This is a genomic window from Pedobacter sp. UBA5917, assembly GCF_002432345.1.
In the GTDB taxonomy this organism is placed as follows: domain Bacteria; phylum Bacteroidota; class Bacteroidia; order Sphingobacteriales; family Sphingobacteriaceae; genus Pedobacter.
Map to the genome: position 1 here is coordinate 1 of NZ_DJDT01000157.1, position 16,045 is coordinate 16,045.

The window sequence follows — 16,045 nt, forward strand, 5'->3', positions numbered from 1 at the left end:
ATGTTTTTTCGAAAAGTAAAGCCGAAAAAATTGCTCCGCTTAAAGTGAAATTTACCGGCGATTTTTCTAAGCTTAAAGCGCAGCCAGGCGATGTGTTAACCATCAGAGACCGTTACCGCGATTACGTTGGTGCATTTAACAACCGTTCTAAAAATATCAGTCTCCACAATCTCAATATGTATTCCATGCACGGTTTGGGCATCGTATCGCAGTTTTCGGAAAACCTTGATTACGATAGCGTTTTCGTATCACCTGAGCCTGGTAGTGGACGTGTAATCGCGTCGTCGGCAGATGGAATGCATTTTTCGGGCTGTAAGGGACAGATTACCATCAATAATTGCCGCTTTAAAGGTTTACACGATGATCCGGTTAATGTACATGGTACACATTTAAAAGTGAGCGAAATTATATCTCCAAGTACTTTGAAACTGAAATTTATGCACCACCAAACTTATGGTTTTACGGCTTTTATTCCTGGTGATACGATAGCTTATTTACACGCTGCTGCATTACAGATTTTTGGACAGGGTAAGATCAAAACAGCCAAACTAATTTCAGAAAGGGAGATGGTTGTGGAATTAGAAAAGCCTGTTCCAAGTGAATTGAAAGTAGGTGATGCCTTAGAAAATGTAACCTGGACACCTTCGGTTACCATTAAAAATTCGCGTTTTGAAGCCACCATTTCGCGGGGAACCTTAATTACCACCCGCCGCAAAGTGCTTATCGAGAATAATGTGTATTACCGCACGGGCATGCATGCCATTTTAATCGAAGATGATGCCGAAGGTTGGTACGAATCGGGGCCGGTAACAGACGTAACCATACGCAACAACCAATTTATAGAATGTGGCTATAATTCAGCACCCAATAATTATGTAATCAATATCAGTCCCCAAAACCATCAGCTGGTGCCAGATTACTATGTGCATAAAAACATCAAAATCGAGAACAATACCTTTAAAGTTTACGATTATCCGTTATTGTATGCTAAAAGCACCCAACGACTCACTTTTGTAAACAATAAAATAGAAAAATCAGATTTTATGCCCTCTGGGAATCCAAGAGCAGCATTTAATTTTCAGGCCTGTACTGGAGTAACCATCAAAGGTAACCTGTTCGGGGTAGAAAAGCCGGAGATTGAATTAAAAGACATGGCAAAAAAAGATATTAAATCGGATATAAAGTAACTCAGAGTTGTCAACTTTAATAGCCTGTTGGCAAAGAAGTTGACAACTCTTTTTTTTTGATTTTTAGGTTGGTGGCTCACCAACCTTTTTCATTATCACAGCTAAGATTGATCAATTACTGATTCTTAGTAAAATCGTCCATTAATTTCATGGTAATCAGTGCATCTTCGCCACTGCAGGGGTTCGGTTCTTTATCCAGAAAATAATTAACCACTTTTTCGATCATGGGCTGTTGTACATGCTGCAAAGGTTCGAATACGAATTCTTTAGTTCGATTGGTAGTGAGCTTAATCTTACTGCCGAACATCGGGAAACTGATCTTACCTTTCGAACCATATATCTCGCATTGATCGGCCTGATCCTGAGGCGAAACAGAGAAACACCAGTTACCACTGAAAACCACTCCATTTTCGAAAAGGATATTACCCGTTACCAGGTCGTCCACTTCAGTATTTTCCTGTTGTTTGGTTGCCATGCCCGAGGCGTTTTTTACCGCACCAAAATAGTAGGTCATTAAATCGAGTTGATGCGGAGCCAAATCATGGAACAATCCTCCGCCAGAAATGGCAGGGTTGATTCTCCAGTTATCTTCTGTTTTGGCAATCAACGCAGGGTTTGGCGGTTGGAGCATCTTTAAACGGATCAAACGGATATCCCCGATCGTATTCTGGGCAAGTAGTTCTTTAACTTTCAGAAACATGGGCTGCGCCCTGCGGTAATGCGCCACACAAAGTTTTATATGGAGTTGATTTGCTGCATCTGTCATCCGTTGTGCTGCGGCCGCATCTAAAGTCATAGGCTTTTCTACATATACGGGTTTACCAGCCTGCAAAGCTTCTAAGGTATAAGCTTCATGCTGTAGGGGAGGTGTGGCAATATAAATGGCGTTTACCTCCGGATCGTTGATCAGCTCGGAAGCATCGCTGTACCATTTTGCTACGCCGTGCCTTTTTGCATAATCAGCTGCTTTGGCACTATCACGGCGCATTACGGCCACTAATTTAGAATTGGCAACCTTATTAAATGCCGGACCGCTTTTAACTTCGGTTACATCGCCACAACCAATAATACCCCACCTGATTTCTTCCATGATGATTTGAATTGAACGGTGAAATTAAAAAAAAATTGGCCGAAAGTCGCTTCTTAAGGTAAAAGCTTAAAAAAGAAAAGGGATTCAATATGAGATTGATCCCTAATCAACTAACCAAACAAATGAATCCCGGAAACCACCCCGGGTTCGCAATTATAAACGGAAGTTTTAATAGATTGTTTTGTCGATTTTTGGGATTTAACGTAGCCCGTTAATAATGAGGTAGAAAGCTTTTAAAATTTAATTTTCGTCTATTTTAAAGTCCTGCGCAAAGGCCCATTCTACCATTGCATCCAGTACGGTTCTTAACTGTTCGCCTTCTTTACTCAGGCTATAGGTTACATATGGTGGAACTACATTTTGAGCCTCACGGATCACCAGATTATCTTCCTGCATCTGTTTAAGGTGTTGAATGAGCATTTTTTCGGTAATGGCCGGAATGAGTTTTTTCAATTCGCTATACCGCTTTGTTCCGCTCAAAAGGTGATAAAGGATAATCGGTTTCCAATGGCCGCCAATTTTGCTCATCACAAAACTTACCGGGCAGCTGGCCTGGTTGCTTTTCCTGTTTGCGTTTAGGGTCGAATTTTCTTTAATGGCTGTCATGATACATACTTTGGGGTAAGTACTTGTATAAAAGTAAGTACAAATATAATTTTGCTTTCAAATAAAAACATAACAATCATGAAAATAATAATAACAGGTTCCCTTGGGAACATCAGCAAACCGTTAGCAAGCCAGTTAATTGCAAAAGGTAATAACGTAACCGTGATAAGCAGCAATGCTGATAGAACAGCAGAAATAAGCGAGCTTGGCGCAAAGGCGGCCATTGGTTCGGTAACCGACGAAAGTTTTCTTACCGAAACTTTTACCGGTGCAGATTTGGTTTACCTGATGGTTCCGCCTCATTTCGGTGCTGATGATCTGAAAAAACATATTAAAAATGTAGGACAGCATTATGCCAATGCAGTTAAAGCTTCGGGTGTTAAAAAAGTGGTTTTATTGAGCAGCATTGGTGCCCATTTAGAAAAAGGGACCGGTCCGATTGCAGGTTTATACGCTGTAGAGCAGATTTTTAACCAATTAGCGGATATCGACCTATTAAGCCTTCGTCCATCGTATTTTTACAACAACCTTTACGCAAATATCGATTTGATTAAACATGCAGGTATTGTTGGAGCCAACTATGGTGCCGATCAATCAATTGTATTGGTTCATCCGAGCGATATTGCTGCGGTTGCCGCTGCTAAAATAGAAGAGGGTTTTGAAGGAAAAAGCATTCTTTATATTGCCAGCGATAAACGCAAACTAAGCGAAGTAGCCTCAGCCTTGGGTACGGCAATTGGCAAAGCCGGTTTACCTTGGGTTGAATTTGACGATACACAAGCTTACGAAGGCATGGTTGGCGCAGGCTTGTCGGCAGAAATGGCCAGCAATTATGTAGAAATGGGTACTGCCATCAGAAGTGTAGTGTTGTGGGAAGATTTCGAAGCTAAAGGGATTGTTCCGGTTGGAAAAATCAAATTAGAAGATTTTGCTGCGCAGTTTGCTTCGGCTTATAATGGGTAAGTGAGGTAGTTATTTGTTCTTACTTATTGACACACTTTATAATATAACCGTCATTTCGAATGGAACGTCCCGAATATTCGGGAGAGAAATCTATCTCGAGATAGATCTCTCCGCTACGGTCGAGATGACGGACAGGGTGAGTTTTCGCGACTGATTTTAATCCAAAAAAGAAAAGGGATCCAATTTGAGATCGATCCCTTTTCAACTAACCAAACAAATGAATTCCGGAAACCACGCCGGAATTAAGGTATAAACGATGTAGGACCGGGATTGTTTTAATGTTTTACCAATTGCATGGTATTTTTTAAAAAAGAGAAAAATGACAGATCAGATCAGTAAATAACGTTCTGCTTTTTTTAGCTTTGTAACATGCAAAACCTTTCGAAGAAGCTTCAGATCGATCTCATAGAACTTAAGGCCAAATATGCCTTTATTATGGATGAGCTGGAGGCTACTTTTGCAGATGCCTACCTGTCGAAATCGTTGGCCAAGCAACGTTTGGCCGAACAGATGATGCTCGAAATAGAGCGTATCCTGAGCGAACAAAGCGGCGGAACGGACAATTGATTGCCTAATTTCCGATTACTTTTTTAGCAGCAGATAAATTAAAAGTGGGTTTTTTGTCGGCATCTTTAAAATCTACATCCATAAAATAACGTTTGTGTTTAACCACATAATTTTCGATAAACCATAAAATATCGGGGAGATTTTCAGCCATTGGCGAACCGGCTATTTCGTGGCCCATATCCTGTACATACTGGAAATAATAAGGGTAACTGTTTTTTCTAAAACGGTGCGCCAGGTATTTCGATCCAAAAAAGCCGCGGTTAAACAACCTCACCTTATTGTACGGAACCAGTTTATCGGCAGTGCCATGGAAAAGCATGGTTGGTGCAGGTGCTATTGCATATTTCGGAGCGCCCTTATAGCTTAATATAGCCCCTGCAAAAGATATTACACCTTTATATTGAAAACCGGCCGGAAGTTTAGCGGCCAATGGAGTTGCATTCCTTTTGTTATAATCAGCATGTAGTGCCGTAATGGCCCCTGCGCTCGATCCGGAGATGATGATCATGCCCGTATCAATACCCAGTGCTTTTGCATTTTTGATGATATAATCTGTTGCTTTATAAACATCTGTGGTAGCCGTATCAATGGCTGATCGTAAATTAGAAGTGTTAAACGGGGAAGGGAACTTTTTGCCTTTAAGCCCTAACCTGTAATCAACCGAAACCACCTTGAAACCATTTTCGATTAACGTGTTAAAGTAAGGTTCGTATAACTTACTGTCTCTGCGGCCCAGTACAAAACCACCACCAAAAACAAACAAAATCGTGGGTTTTTTCTCGCTAATCCCACCCTGATAATAAATATCCAGTTTTAATGCAACAGTATCGGTCTGCGAAAATATTTTGGTCTCTACGTGCGATTTCTTATCCTTTAAAACAATTTGTGCGAAGGAGGATAAAGAACTGAATAAAAAAACAAAAAATAGGAGGTTAAGCGGATATACTCTATTTTGGGACATCATATATATAATTGAAAGGTTCGCTATTGGCCAAAAAAGCCTTTGATCTGAGCTAATTTATCGCATTTTTAATTTAAGCGCAATTTTAAATCGAAAGATTGCTTTTTTAAGGCAAAAATGATCACATTTTTATCTTTTATAACCTGCCAGCTTAAAAATCAGGATGTTTTTGCAAATGGAGCCATTTCTTAAAATGGGTAAAATCAAAGGTTTGCCGCAATCTTTAAATTGTATTTTAACCATATTCAGGTCGTTTTCATCATAAAGATTTGATGGTACGATATAATATGCATTTTCTCCTGTTTTTAATTGGAGTTTAAGCCGGTTCGACCAGTAATACTGGTGAAGATTGAATATTTCTCCTATTCCGTAAGTAGTTAAACCGGTTTTATATCCAACATAAAAATCTAAATGGGCTGCCGGAAACCATTTGGTAATAACCATGGTACGGATGGTTTTATCCTTTTCTGTTTTATAAACCGAATCAACCAGTTTCCCGGTTTCTTGCCAGCCGTATAAATCGAGGGTTGGGTCGCCTTTGCCCAAATGCACTGCTTCTTTGTTAGTGGATAAGGTTCCCTGATAAAAATTGATCAGGGGTATTCCAGTTGCAATGATCAGCACGAAAAACAATAAAGCGGCGATTAAAATTGTTTTTGCTTTTGATGGGCTGAACGATCCAAGCCGCAAAGCCGAAATAAATATTAAACAGGTATATGCCGGACCAGACCAATGCGGCAAGGTATCCCTGAAAATGGATAGTGTGATTAAGGTAGCAATAAGGGGTAAAGCACAAAATAACAATACTTGGATTTCACTTTTAAGCTGATGTTTTTTCCTGAACAATCCAAATACCGATATCCATGCCAGAAAAAATAAAACGGGATTGTTGTAGAATATTTCGCCACTGATTTCCCTCGCAAAAGCCAGTGGATTTATCCCCGCCTGGAATAAGCTTACCCTATCGCTATGGTAAGTATAGGTAATAAAATGATGCTGGATATTCCAGATGATAACCGGAGAAATCAGAAACAGGCTAATAATGATAGCAATGTACAGCCCCTTTTGCAAAAAGAACTTCCTGTTGATAAATATAGCCAATAATAGCACTGCAAACCATAAAAATATACCGTGTACTTTGCACATCATACAAAGGCCTGATGCAGCACCGAACCAGTACCAGAGCTTGTGTGCTGGTTGATTATTACTGATGGATCGGGTAATTCTAAGCAGTAAAAAAATGCTCCAAAGCCAGAAAACCATCTGTGGACTATCCGGCAGGATAAACGTACCTGCAATAATGCTGCAATAAAATGATGCGCTATACAGCAGTACCGCATACCATGCAACACGGGCACTATGCAGAAATTTACCTGTTTTAAAAATAATCAGGGTACATATTGCCGATGAAACGATTGCACCAAACCGTACAGATAATTCGGTATGGAGATGCAGATTAGCGGTTGTTAGCCTGATTAACCATGCCACAAAGGGTGGATGGTCAAAATAATTCCATTCTAAATTTAAGGCATAGGTCCAATAATATACCTCATCATTACCCAAAGCCATTGATGAGGCAATAAAAACCCTCAGCAGGGTTACCGCTGCAATAAAAAGCCAGAGTTTAGCCGGAATACCTTTCACTTATATGGCATTTGCCCGACTGGCGATTTTAAGCTTTTTGTATCGTTCGTTTACTTTGGCCGATCTGAAAAGTTTAAGATCATATACCTGATGATAACTGATCAATGCACAGCCAATGCCGGCAAGGGCTCCAACAATTACGTCGATCAGAAAATGCTGGGCCAGGTAAATTCGGGAGTAACCGATTAAAATGGCCATAAAGAGACAAAAGAAAGAAATTTTCTTTTTCTTAAACACGAGTACCAGAACCGTTGCCAGGGCAAAAGCAGAAGCCGTATGGCCTGAGGGAAAAGAATTCTGATCGTGCATCCTAACCCCTTCAACAAAATGGCTGTACTGGAATAAAGTCTGTTCAAAAAAGAATTTCGGTCGTGGCATGTGGAATATCCTTTTGGCCAGCTGTATCAACAGGCCCGAATAGATATAAGCCAAGGTAACCGTCATTGCTTTTTTCTTTTTCCGCAATGAGAGTAAAATTATTGCCGCTAAAATACTGATCAACCCGTCGCCGAGATTGGTGGCATATTTGAAAAAAGAATCGAGCCAGTTGGGGTGATATTGATTAAATAAGAGGAAACCTTCGGTTTTAGAAAAGCAAAAATTAAAGATAAGGGCTGCCACCAGAACCGATAATGCCATAATAAAATAAAAGCGGAGTTTTATTAGTCGTTTTATCATTTTTTTCGCCATTTCCTGCTTGTAAAACTAGTCGTTGAAGATCACCTTAAGGTTAAGGATTTGTCATGTTTACGTCATACGATTAAAGTGTGCTTATAGATTTTATAGATGAAAGCTGTTAAAATCATAATGAAGTGTATTTGTAGTGGCATACTTTAGCCCAAATTTAGACGCTCGTGTATCAAAAAAAGCGATATTGGCTCTGATCCATTTATCAGATAATATTTATAGTATCTGCTTTCCAGGATCATGTTATCCCAAATTATGGTTATGAAAAAAATATATTTACTTTTCCTTTGCTTTTTTGCAAGTCTCCTTTATTCGAATAGTCTGTTGGCCACAGCTAAAAAGAAATTTAAGGTAATTGCCTTTTACACTGCCAAGAGCGATCTGGCTCATATCAGTTTTGTACACGAGGCCAATGTATGGTTTCCGAAAATGGCTAAAGAATACAATTTCGAATACGATTCTACCTCGAACTGGGAAAACCTGAACGAAAAATTCCTTGCTGATTATCAGGTGGTACTCTTTTTGGATACCAGGCCCGAAAAGAAAGAACAGCGCGAAGCTTTCCAGAAATACATGGAAAAAGGTGGGGGCTGGATGGGTTTCCATTTTGCTGCTTTCGGCTTAAATAACTCGGCTGTTCCGCAAAACTGGGATTGGTACCATAATACATTTCTGGGTTCGGGCGAATACGGGAGTAATACCTGGAGACCAACCAGTGCTATTTTAAAAAAAGAAGCAAAACATCCTGTTACCGCAAATCTGCCGCAAACCTTTAAGGCGCAGCCTAACGAATGGTACCGATGGAAAAATGACCTGCGTAACAACCCCGATATCGACATCCTTTTATCCATCGATTCTACCAGTTTTCCGCTCGGCACTGGTCCGAAACAGCACGAAATATGGCGCAGCGGCTTTTATCCTGTAGTATGGAGCAACAAAAAGTTCAAAATGCTTTATGTAAACATGGGGCATAACGATATGGATTACGAGCATAAATACGATAATACCAATAAATCGCTTTCCTCATCATTTGGTAATCCCGATCAGGATAAATTATTAATCAACGTACTTTTATGGTTGGGCACAGGTAAAAAACGTTAAACAGCCTAATAAAATCTATAAAATGAAAAAAAATTTAAAGTTTTTGGCCGTTCTTCCTTTATTGATCATGGCATTATTGATCATGGCCACATCAAAAAATGAAACAGAAAAGGTAATTATCGGTTATGTTGGCGGTTATCGCGGATTGGTTGATGTTTCGCTTATTGCAGCCAAAAAGCTTACGCACATCAATTACGCATTTATCAATGTAAAAAATAACCGGGCTTTCATCAACAGGCCGGCTACCGATACCGTAAACCTGAGGAATCTGGTTGCCTTAAAAGCACAAAACCCGAAGTTAAAGATCTTGATTTCCATTGGTGGATGGGCCTGGAGCGAGAATTTCTCTGATGCAGCGCTTACCGATACTGCAAGGGTTGCTTTTGCAAAAAGTGCGGTCGATATTGCCCGTACATATAAACTCGATGGGGTAGATGTAGATTGGGAATACCCTGGCATCCCGGGCGAGCAGGGAAATGTGTACCGTCCTGAAGACAAAAAGAATTTTACCCTGATGATGGCAGCATTACGTGATGAACTGAATAAACTAGAAAGCGAAACCGGAGCTAAAAAACTGTTGACCATTGCCGTGGGTGGTTTTAATAATTACATCAGCCATACCGAAATGGATAAAGTTCAAAGTTTTCTCGATTTTGTTAACCTGATGACCTACGATTTTTATCCCGGCAATGGCGTAGCCGTACACCATACCAACCTTTACGAATCAGACAAGTATAAAGGCAACAGTGGTGATGCCGTTTTTAAGGCTTTTGTTAAAGCTGGTGTGCCGGCCAATAAACTGGTAATGGGGATCGCATTTTATGGCAGGATGATTAAATTAAAGGATGCAGCGCAGAACGGAATTGCAGACAGTGTACTAGCGCAGGGTTATGGCAAGGGTTATACCTTTATCCGCGATAGTTTGATCAACAAAAAAGGATTTAAACATTTTGTAGATAAATCGGCAAAGGCATCTTATATTTTTAATAACGAAACGAAAGAGTTTATGACTTTCGATGATGAAAAATCGGTAATGGAAAAATGTAAGTACGTAAAGAAAAACCAGATGGGTGGGGTAATGTACTGGGAAAACGATTCGGATCTGAAAGGGTATCTGCTCGATCAGATCAATAAGGATATCAGGTGATTTGGTTCATTTGTGGATTGGTTAACTGGTTAATTGTTTAAATCGGTTAACTGCAAATTGCCAACTGAAAACTGTTCATTGGTCATTTGTGTATTGTTTAATTGTAGTATTGATAAATTGTTAACTGCAAATTGCCAACTGAAAACTGTTTATTGGTCATTTGTACATTGGTTAACTGGTTAATTGTTTACCCTTCAACTACGCTCAGGGGGTTAACTGTAACAGGATGCCTAATGCTAATAGTTTTATATTTTTTTGGATTAATTGATTGTTTTACAGTTATTTAAGTGTAGTGGGAGCTGATGGCTCAACAGAAGGATTCGAAAGCCAGTTTGCGCTTTGCTATCTGCACCTCGCTATCCGGCATGGGATATGATGGAAGGAGAAAACGTTAAAGCTTTTGCACATCCTATCAACATCGCACAACCCAAGGCAGGATCAAGCGGGTGCGATGGGATAAAGCGAAGACAAGAGCCTAGATACTGCCGCCATCAAAGTTTTGACGAATTTATCCAACATCAGATCCAAGCCTTGATCTTTTGTCACTTTTGGATCAAGCCAACCTGCGAAGCAAGCTTGAAGACCGATAAAAACATAAACACAGCTGAAAAAAGTGAGAGCCTTTCGGCGGCGGTGAGCCGAGGCAAGACTGAGCGACGGGAAAAAATGATGCGATAATGGAATTGAACGAATAGATTTCTTTCTGAAAATCCGAGAGAGAAATCTAAAGTCGTTAATTCTTATCAGGGCACTAAAAATAATTGCATTTTATCACCAACTGTAAAAGAAAGATCCTTCACTGCGTTCAGGATGACAGATAGAGGAAATAGTGCAACTCTTTTAGCGAAGCCACTTTTTTGTTACGATAAAATTCTACCGGCTTAACTCAGAACAAAAACCTTAATTCTTGCTAAATTGCCATAAAATTATTAACCACTATGGCAGAAGTTAAAATCAATATCCAGGAAAACGGACCAAGTGCTTTCGAGCTGTATGACGAAGATGGAAAAGTTGGCGAAATGGTGTTCGATATCCAGGGAAACGACCTAACGGTGTACCATACAGAGGTATCGCCATTAAAAGAAGGATTGGGTTATGCTAAAATCCTGCTTGATGCCATGGTAAATTACGTGCACGAAAATAAGTTAAAAGTTATACCACTCTGTCCTTACGTGCACCTTCAGTTTAGAAGGCATGAAGCCCTTTATCAGGACATCTGGAATAAAATAAAAGAAGAATAATTTCCGCTGTTTTCTTTACACCGCAATTGCTGGTTAGGGATAATTTACCTGATCAGCAAATCTTAATTTCCCTAAAAACCTATTTATTAAACCATAACAACACCAAATGAAGCTTTTATCCATTAAGAAAAACGTTTTACTAGCATTGATTTTGCTGATTTCAGCAGGAGCCATGGCACAGAATACTGCTGATGCCGCCAAAAAGTTAAATGCATTGCAACAGCAGTTTGTTGATCTCCGTTTCGGAATGTTTATCCATTACAATATCCCAACTTATGCCAATGCCGACTGGCCCGATCCCGAAGCTTCTCCAAAATTGTTCAATCCTAAAAAACTCGATGCCAATCAGTGGGCAAAGGCTGCAAAATCGGCCAATATGAGTTATGGATGTTTAACCACCAAACACCACAGCGGTTTTTGCATCTGGGATACCAAAAGCACCGATTATAATGTAATGAACAGTCCATACGGCAAAGATGTAGTGAAACAGTTTACCGATGCTTTTCGCGCAAATGGTTTAAAAGTAATGCTTTATTATTCCATTTTGGATACCCATCATAAATTAAGGCCGAACCAGATTACGCCTAAACATATTGATATGGTAAAACAGCAGCTTACCGAACTGTTAACCAAATACGGCAAAATTGAAGCACTGATTATCGATGGATGGGATGCCCCATGGTCGAGGATTTCTTATGATGACGTACCTTTTGAGGATATTTATACCCTGATTAAAAGTTTGCAGCCCGATTGTTTGGTAATGGATTTAAACGGCGCAAAATATCCCTCCGAAGGACTTTATTATACCGATATTAAAACTTACGAAATGGGTGCCGGACAGCGTATGCCAAAAGAGAGTAAACTGATGCCAACTTTGGCCTGCCTGCCAATTAATACTTCATGGTTCTGGAAAACCGATTTCCCGACCGTACCGGTAAGAAAACCACAGGAAATTGTAAACGATTTAATTAAGCCTTTAAACGAAGCCAGTTGTAATTTTATCCTCAATGTGGCCCCTAATCGTGATGGTTTGATTGATGACAATGCCATTGCTGCTTTAAAAGAGGTGGGCCAGTTATGGAAAAATGAAGGACCAACCAAAGCGCTACCACCATTGGGTTTGCCTATAATTTCGAGCAACCTCGCCAAAAACCAGGCCACTAATTCGAGTTGGAGCAACGATATGAACATTATGGATTTCGCCAATGATGATAGCTACAGAACCTCCTGGGAATCGAACAGTGCGGTTGAAAATCCATGGTACGAGGTCGATTTTAAAAATGAAAAAGCCATTAATACCATTGTTGTGGCCGAGCAGAAAGCAAATATTGATACTTATGTACTCGAATATTGGAATGGTGTGGAATGGAAAAAAACTTTCGAAGGCAAAAATGAAGACCGCATTAAAATACACCGCTTCGATCGCGTTTGGGCCAGTAAAGTCCGTATCCGCATTGCCCATGCAAAAGAAACCCCATCAATTGCAGAATTTCAGGTTTTTAACGAAAGAAGGTAGGGTTTAGTCCTTAGTCTTCAGTCTGGAGTCTTTAGTCCTCTGACCAAAGTTAAGAGCGCGAAATACACAAGATCAGTTTTGTGTGTTTTGCGCTCTTGGCATTTTTGGATTACTGGTTAATTGGTTCACTGGTTCATTGGTAAGTATAATGTTTTAGACATCCAAATTTCCGACCTCGGTAATAGGACCTATTAAATAGTTCATTAGTTAACTATTTATCCTTCGACTACATTCAAAGGGCACTGTCTTAGACATCCAAACTTCGGACATCGGTCATCGGACTTGAAAATAGTTCATTGATAAGTGTTAACTGCAAACTGTTCCCTAATTAATCCCTTTCCTGATTGGGAGCATTCCCAAAAATGGGAACGCTCCCAATTTATTATGTCGTGTTTTTATAATAATGTATTTAAAAATTGACATTATAATTGTCTGTCGGTTAATATCTGCCAAGATTTTAATGTGACGCTAACCAAAATAAACCAAATAAATTATGACAAGATTTTACGATCTGTTTTTTAGGGGGAACAGTTCTCCAAAAAACAAGGAAACTGTTTTCGATCCGAAATTGGCAAATGCCGCTCTTCTCCAGAAATGCTTAAAACCGTGGTATATAATCAGTATTATTTTGATTTTAATCCAGGCAAGTGTTTCCGCACAAACCGGTGTAACCATCAACGGAACCGTTAAAGATACAAAAGGACAGCCTATGCCAGGCGTGAGTGTTGCTGTAAAAGGCACTTCAACTGTAACATTAACAACCAATGGTGGTGGTTTTACTATTAAGGCACCTGCCGGTTCTTCTACACTTGTTTTTTCTTTTATCGGTTATGCAAAACAGGAAATCAATGTAGCTGGTAAAAATACCATCGATGTGATAATGACCGATGAAGATAAACGCCTTGATGAAGTAGTAATTGTAGGTTATGGCTCGCAGAAAAAAATTGCCAATACGGGATCTATTGCTTCGGTTAAAGCAGAAGATCTGGTTAAAACCCCGGTGGTAAACATTGCCCAGGGTTTACAATCGAGGGTTTCTGGCTTGCAGGTTACCCAGAATAATGCCGCACCTGGTGGTAACATTAGCGTTAGGGTAAGGGGAACCAACTCCATCAGCGGATCTTCAGAGCCATTGTATGTAATTGATGGTATACAGATTTCGAACGAAAGCACTGCAAATGCGCCTAGCCCACTATCAACCATTAATCCATCGGATGTAGAATCGGTAGAGATTTTAAAAGATGCATCTGCTACCGCCATTTATGGCGCCAGGGGCGCTAATGGTGTGGTTTTAATTACCACTAAACGCGGTAAATTAGGAGCAACCAGTATACAGGCCGAAAGTTATGTTGGGGTGCAGAAAATTACGAAAACCATTCCGGTTTTAAACGCCACACAGTTTGCGCAGCTTGAAAATGAGATTTATAAAACCACCATTTATGCCAATCCCGAAAATGAAGGCGAAGGTACCAATTGGCAGGATGAGATTTACCGCAGTGCCAAAGTTCAGAATTATATGGTTTCGGCAGCAGGCGGATCTGATAAAACGAAATTTTCGGTATCTGCAAATTATTTCGATCAGGATGGTATCATCATTAAATCGAACTTTAAAAGATATTCGTTAAGGGCAACTTTAGATAACACCATTAATGATAGATTTAAACTTGGCGCTACCATTTTAAGCAGTTACACCATCAACCAGGGGATAGCTACAGCTTCACAATCATTGGATGGAGCTGCCACTACTACTTCGGTTGTAGGTGCTGCTTTGGGTGCGCCACCTACCTTAAAGCCATATCGGGCAGATGGCAGTATTTTTCCTTTAAGCGATCAGTTTAACGGTAGGTATCGTGAAGTTACAAATCCTTTGGGGTTGACCGAAATCTTTAACCAGCAACAAACCAAGCGTACATTGGCCAATGTTTACGCAGAGGCAAAAATTGCAGAAGGACTAACTTACCGTGCTGCATTTAATGCCGATTTGGCCAGTACATTAAGTGATAGGTACTCACCGATTTATATTCTTGGCGCTTTAGAAAGAAATGCAACCTCAGGCGCTGCCTTTAAAGGCAATTCTAATAGTACAGCTTTGCTGCACGAGAGTATTTTAACCTATATTAAATCTTTCGGCCAGCATAATTTAAAATTTACCGGAGTATATGCCACACAGGCCAACCTTTACAACTACAACGAAATCAATGCAAATGGCTTCCCGAACGATGTAACCAGGAATGAAGCGGTACAACTGGCTGTAAACAGGTCTGTTTTCAGCAACAGGACAAGAGAGGCTTTAGAATCTTTTATGGGGCGTATCAACTATAGCTTTGCCGATAAATATTTCTTCGATGTAACCGCAAGATATGATGGTAACTCGAAATTTGGGCAGAACAAAAAATGGGGATTTTTTCCGGCAGTATCGGGTGCATGGCGCATTATCAAAGAAGATTTTATGCAGAACAGCAGCCTGTTCAGCGATCTGAAACTAAGGGGCAGTTATGGCCTTACGGGTAATGCAGCAGCTATTGATCCCTACAAATCGCTTGCAACTTTAACTTCTGGAAGTGATTATGAATTTGAGCATACCTACACTGTGGGTATTAGTCCTTCAGGTATCCCAAATGCAGATTTAAGATGGGAAAAATCTACACAGGCCAACATCGGACTTGATTTTTCATTCCTCAAAGGCAGGTTGAACTTTGTAATTGATGCCTACAATAAAAAAACAAAAGATATCCTTTTCGTAAAAGCATTGCCTTTTTCTTCTGGTTATTCTTCTATCACCGGCAATTTTGCAAGTATTGTAAACAAAGGACTCGAATTTGCAGTAAACACCAAAATATTGGACGGTGAATTGAAGTGGGATGTAAATGCCAATTTATCTATCAACCGCAATAAGCTGCTGAGTTTAGAAGGCGATGTAAAAGAATTTGTGCTTAGTCCATATGCCGTATTAAGTGTTGGCCAGCCATTGGGCGTATTTAAAACTTATGTATATAATGGGATTTACCAAACCGGAGAAACCATTCTTCCGGGATCTGACGGTAGGATAGGCGGCCCCAAAGTTGCCGACCTTAACGGCGATGGTTTAATTACAGCAGCCGATCAGAGGATCACCGGAAATGCAAACCCAGATTACATTTTTGGTTTCTCAACAAACCTCAGTTATAAAAACTTCGATTTTAGCATGTTTGTTTCAGGCGTTCAGGGTAATCAGATTTATAATTTAAGCCGTTATACTTTCGAAAATCCGCTGGGTGGCAGAAATACGGTGGCCGGCGTGGCCAACCGCTGGTCGGCAAGTAACCCAACAAACGATTTTGCAACCGGTGTACAGG

14 protein-coding genes are annotated in these 16,045 nt (G+C 40.1%); 9 read left to right on the top strand and 5 right to left on the bottom strand.

The features are described from left to right. Positions 1 to 1,187, top strand: a 1,187-nt coding sequence (locus tag B2V92_RS09925) for a right-handed parallel beta-helix repeat-containing protein (RefSeq protein WP_293307408.1), incomplete at its 5' end; no start/stop codon positions are given. A 115-nt stretch (positions 1,188 to 1,302) separates the two neighbouring features. Here the strand turns inward: B2V92_RS09925 and B2V92_RS09930 are convergent. Further along, complete coding sequence (locus B2V92_RS09930; RefSeq protein WP_293307410.1) at positions 1,303 to 2,277, bottom strand: Gfo/Idh/MocA family protein; 975 nt, start codon at positions 2,275 to 2,277, stop codon at positions 1,303 to 1,305. Between the two features lie 240 nt (positions 2,278 to 2,517). Beyond that, a complete protein-coding gene (locus B2V92_RS09935) occupies positions 2,518 to 2,883 on the bottom strand; it encodes a winged helix-turn-helix transcriptional regulator (protein ID WP_293307412.1) in 366 nt (121 codons plus the stop codon). 78 nt (positions 2,884 to 2,961) lie between these two features. Here B2V92_RS09935 and B2V92_RS09940 point away from each other — a divergent pair, with 78 nt between their 5' ends. After that, positions 2,962 to 3,846, top strand: coding sequence for an NAD(P)H-binding protein (locus B2V92_RS09940; protein WP_293307414.1), 885 nt, complete (start codon positions 2,962 to 2,964; stop codon positions 3,844 to 3,846). A 369-nt stretch (positions 3,847 to 4,215) separates the two neighbouring features. Next, the gene (locus tag B2V92_RS09945) at positions 4,216 to 4,413 is read left to right on the top strand and encodes a hypothetical protein (RefSeq protein WP_293307416.1); all 198 of its coding nucleotides are present in this window, start codon (positions 4,216 to 4,218) and stop codon (positions 4,411 to 4,413) included. Positions 4,414 to 4,417: 4 nt separating this feature from the next. Here B2V92_RS09945 and B2V92_RS09950 read toward each other — a convergent pair whose 3' ends face one another. From B2V92_RS09950 to B2V92_RS09960, 3 genes are all read right to left on the bottom strand, one after another. Continuing rightward, positions 4,418 to 5,377 carry an alpha/beta hydrolase gene (locus tag B2V92_RS09950; RefSeq protein ID WP_293307418.1) on the bottom strand — a complete coding sequence of 320 codons (960 nt, stop codon included), beginning with the start codon at positions 5,375 to 5,377 and terminating at the stop codon, positions 4,418 to 4,420. Positions 5,378 to 5,503: 126 nt separating this feature from the next. Next, the gene (locus B2V92_RS09955) at positions 5,504 to 7,018 is read right to left on the bottom strand and encodes an ArnT family glycosyltransferase (RefSeq protein ID WP_293307420.1); all 1,515 of its coding nucleotides are present in this window, start codon (positions 7,016 to 7,018) and stop codon (positions 5,504 to 5,506) included. Further along, the gene (locus B2V92_RS09960; RefSeq protein WP_293307422.1) at positions 7,019 to 7,696 is read right to left on the bottom strand and encodes a phosphatase PAP2 family protein; all 678 of its coding nucleotides are present in this window, start codon (positions 7,694 to 7,696) and stop codon (positions 7,019 to 7,021) included. Positions 7,697 to 7,966: 270 nt separating this feature from the next. Between B2V92_RS09960 and B2V92_RS09965 the strand changes: the two genes are divergently transcribed. The 6 genes from B2V92_RS09965 to B2V92_RS09990 all read left to right on the top strand — a co-directional run. After that, positions 7,967 to 8,806, top strand: a complete 840-nt coding sequence (locus B2V92_RS09965) for a ThuA domain-containing protein (RefSeq protein ID WP_293307424.1) — start codon at positions 7,967 to 7,969, stop codon at positions 8,804 to 8,806. 22 nt (positions 8,807 to 8,828) lie between these two features. Next, the gene (locus B2V92_RS09970) at positions 8,829 to 9,953 is read left to right on the top strand and encodes a glycoside hydrolase family 18 protein (protein ID WP_293307426.1); all 1,125 of its coding nucleotides are present in this window, start codon (positions 8,829 to 8,831) and stop codon (positions 9,951 to 9,953) included. Positions 9,954 to 10,325: 372 nt separating this feature from the next. Continuing rightward, positions 10,326 to 10,631 (top strand): hypothetical protein, encoded by a 306-nt coding sequence (locus B2V92_RS09975; protein WP_293307428.1) that lies wholly within the window; start codon positions 10,326 to 10,328, stop codon positions 10,629 to 10,631. 260 nt (positions 10,632 to 10,891) lie between these two features. Then, a complete protein-coding gene (locus B2V92_RS09980) occupies positions 10,892 to 11,194 on the top strand; it encodes a GNAT family N-acetyltransferase (RefSeq protein ID WP_293307430.1) in 303 nt (100 codons plus the stop codon). Positions 11,195 to 11,300: 106 nt separating this feature from the next. Further along, complete coding sequence (locus tag B2V92_RS09985; protein ID WP_293307432.1) at positions 11,301 to 12,710, top strand: alpha-L-fucosidase; 1,410 nt, start codon at positions 11,301 to 11,303, stop codon at positions 12,708 to 12,710. Between the two features lie 493 nt (positions 12,711 to 13,203). Continuing rightward, positions 13,204 to 16,045: SusC/RagA family TonB-linked outer membrane protein (locus tag B2V92_RS09990; protein WP_293307434.1), on the top strand; the 2,842-nt coding region annotated here is incomplete at its 3' end.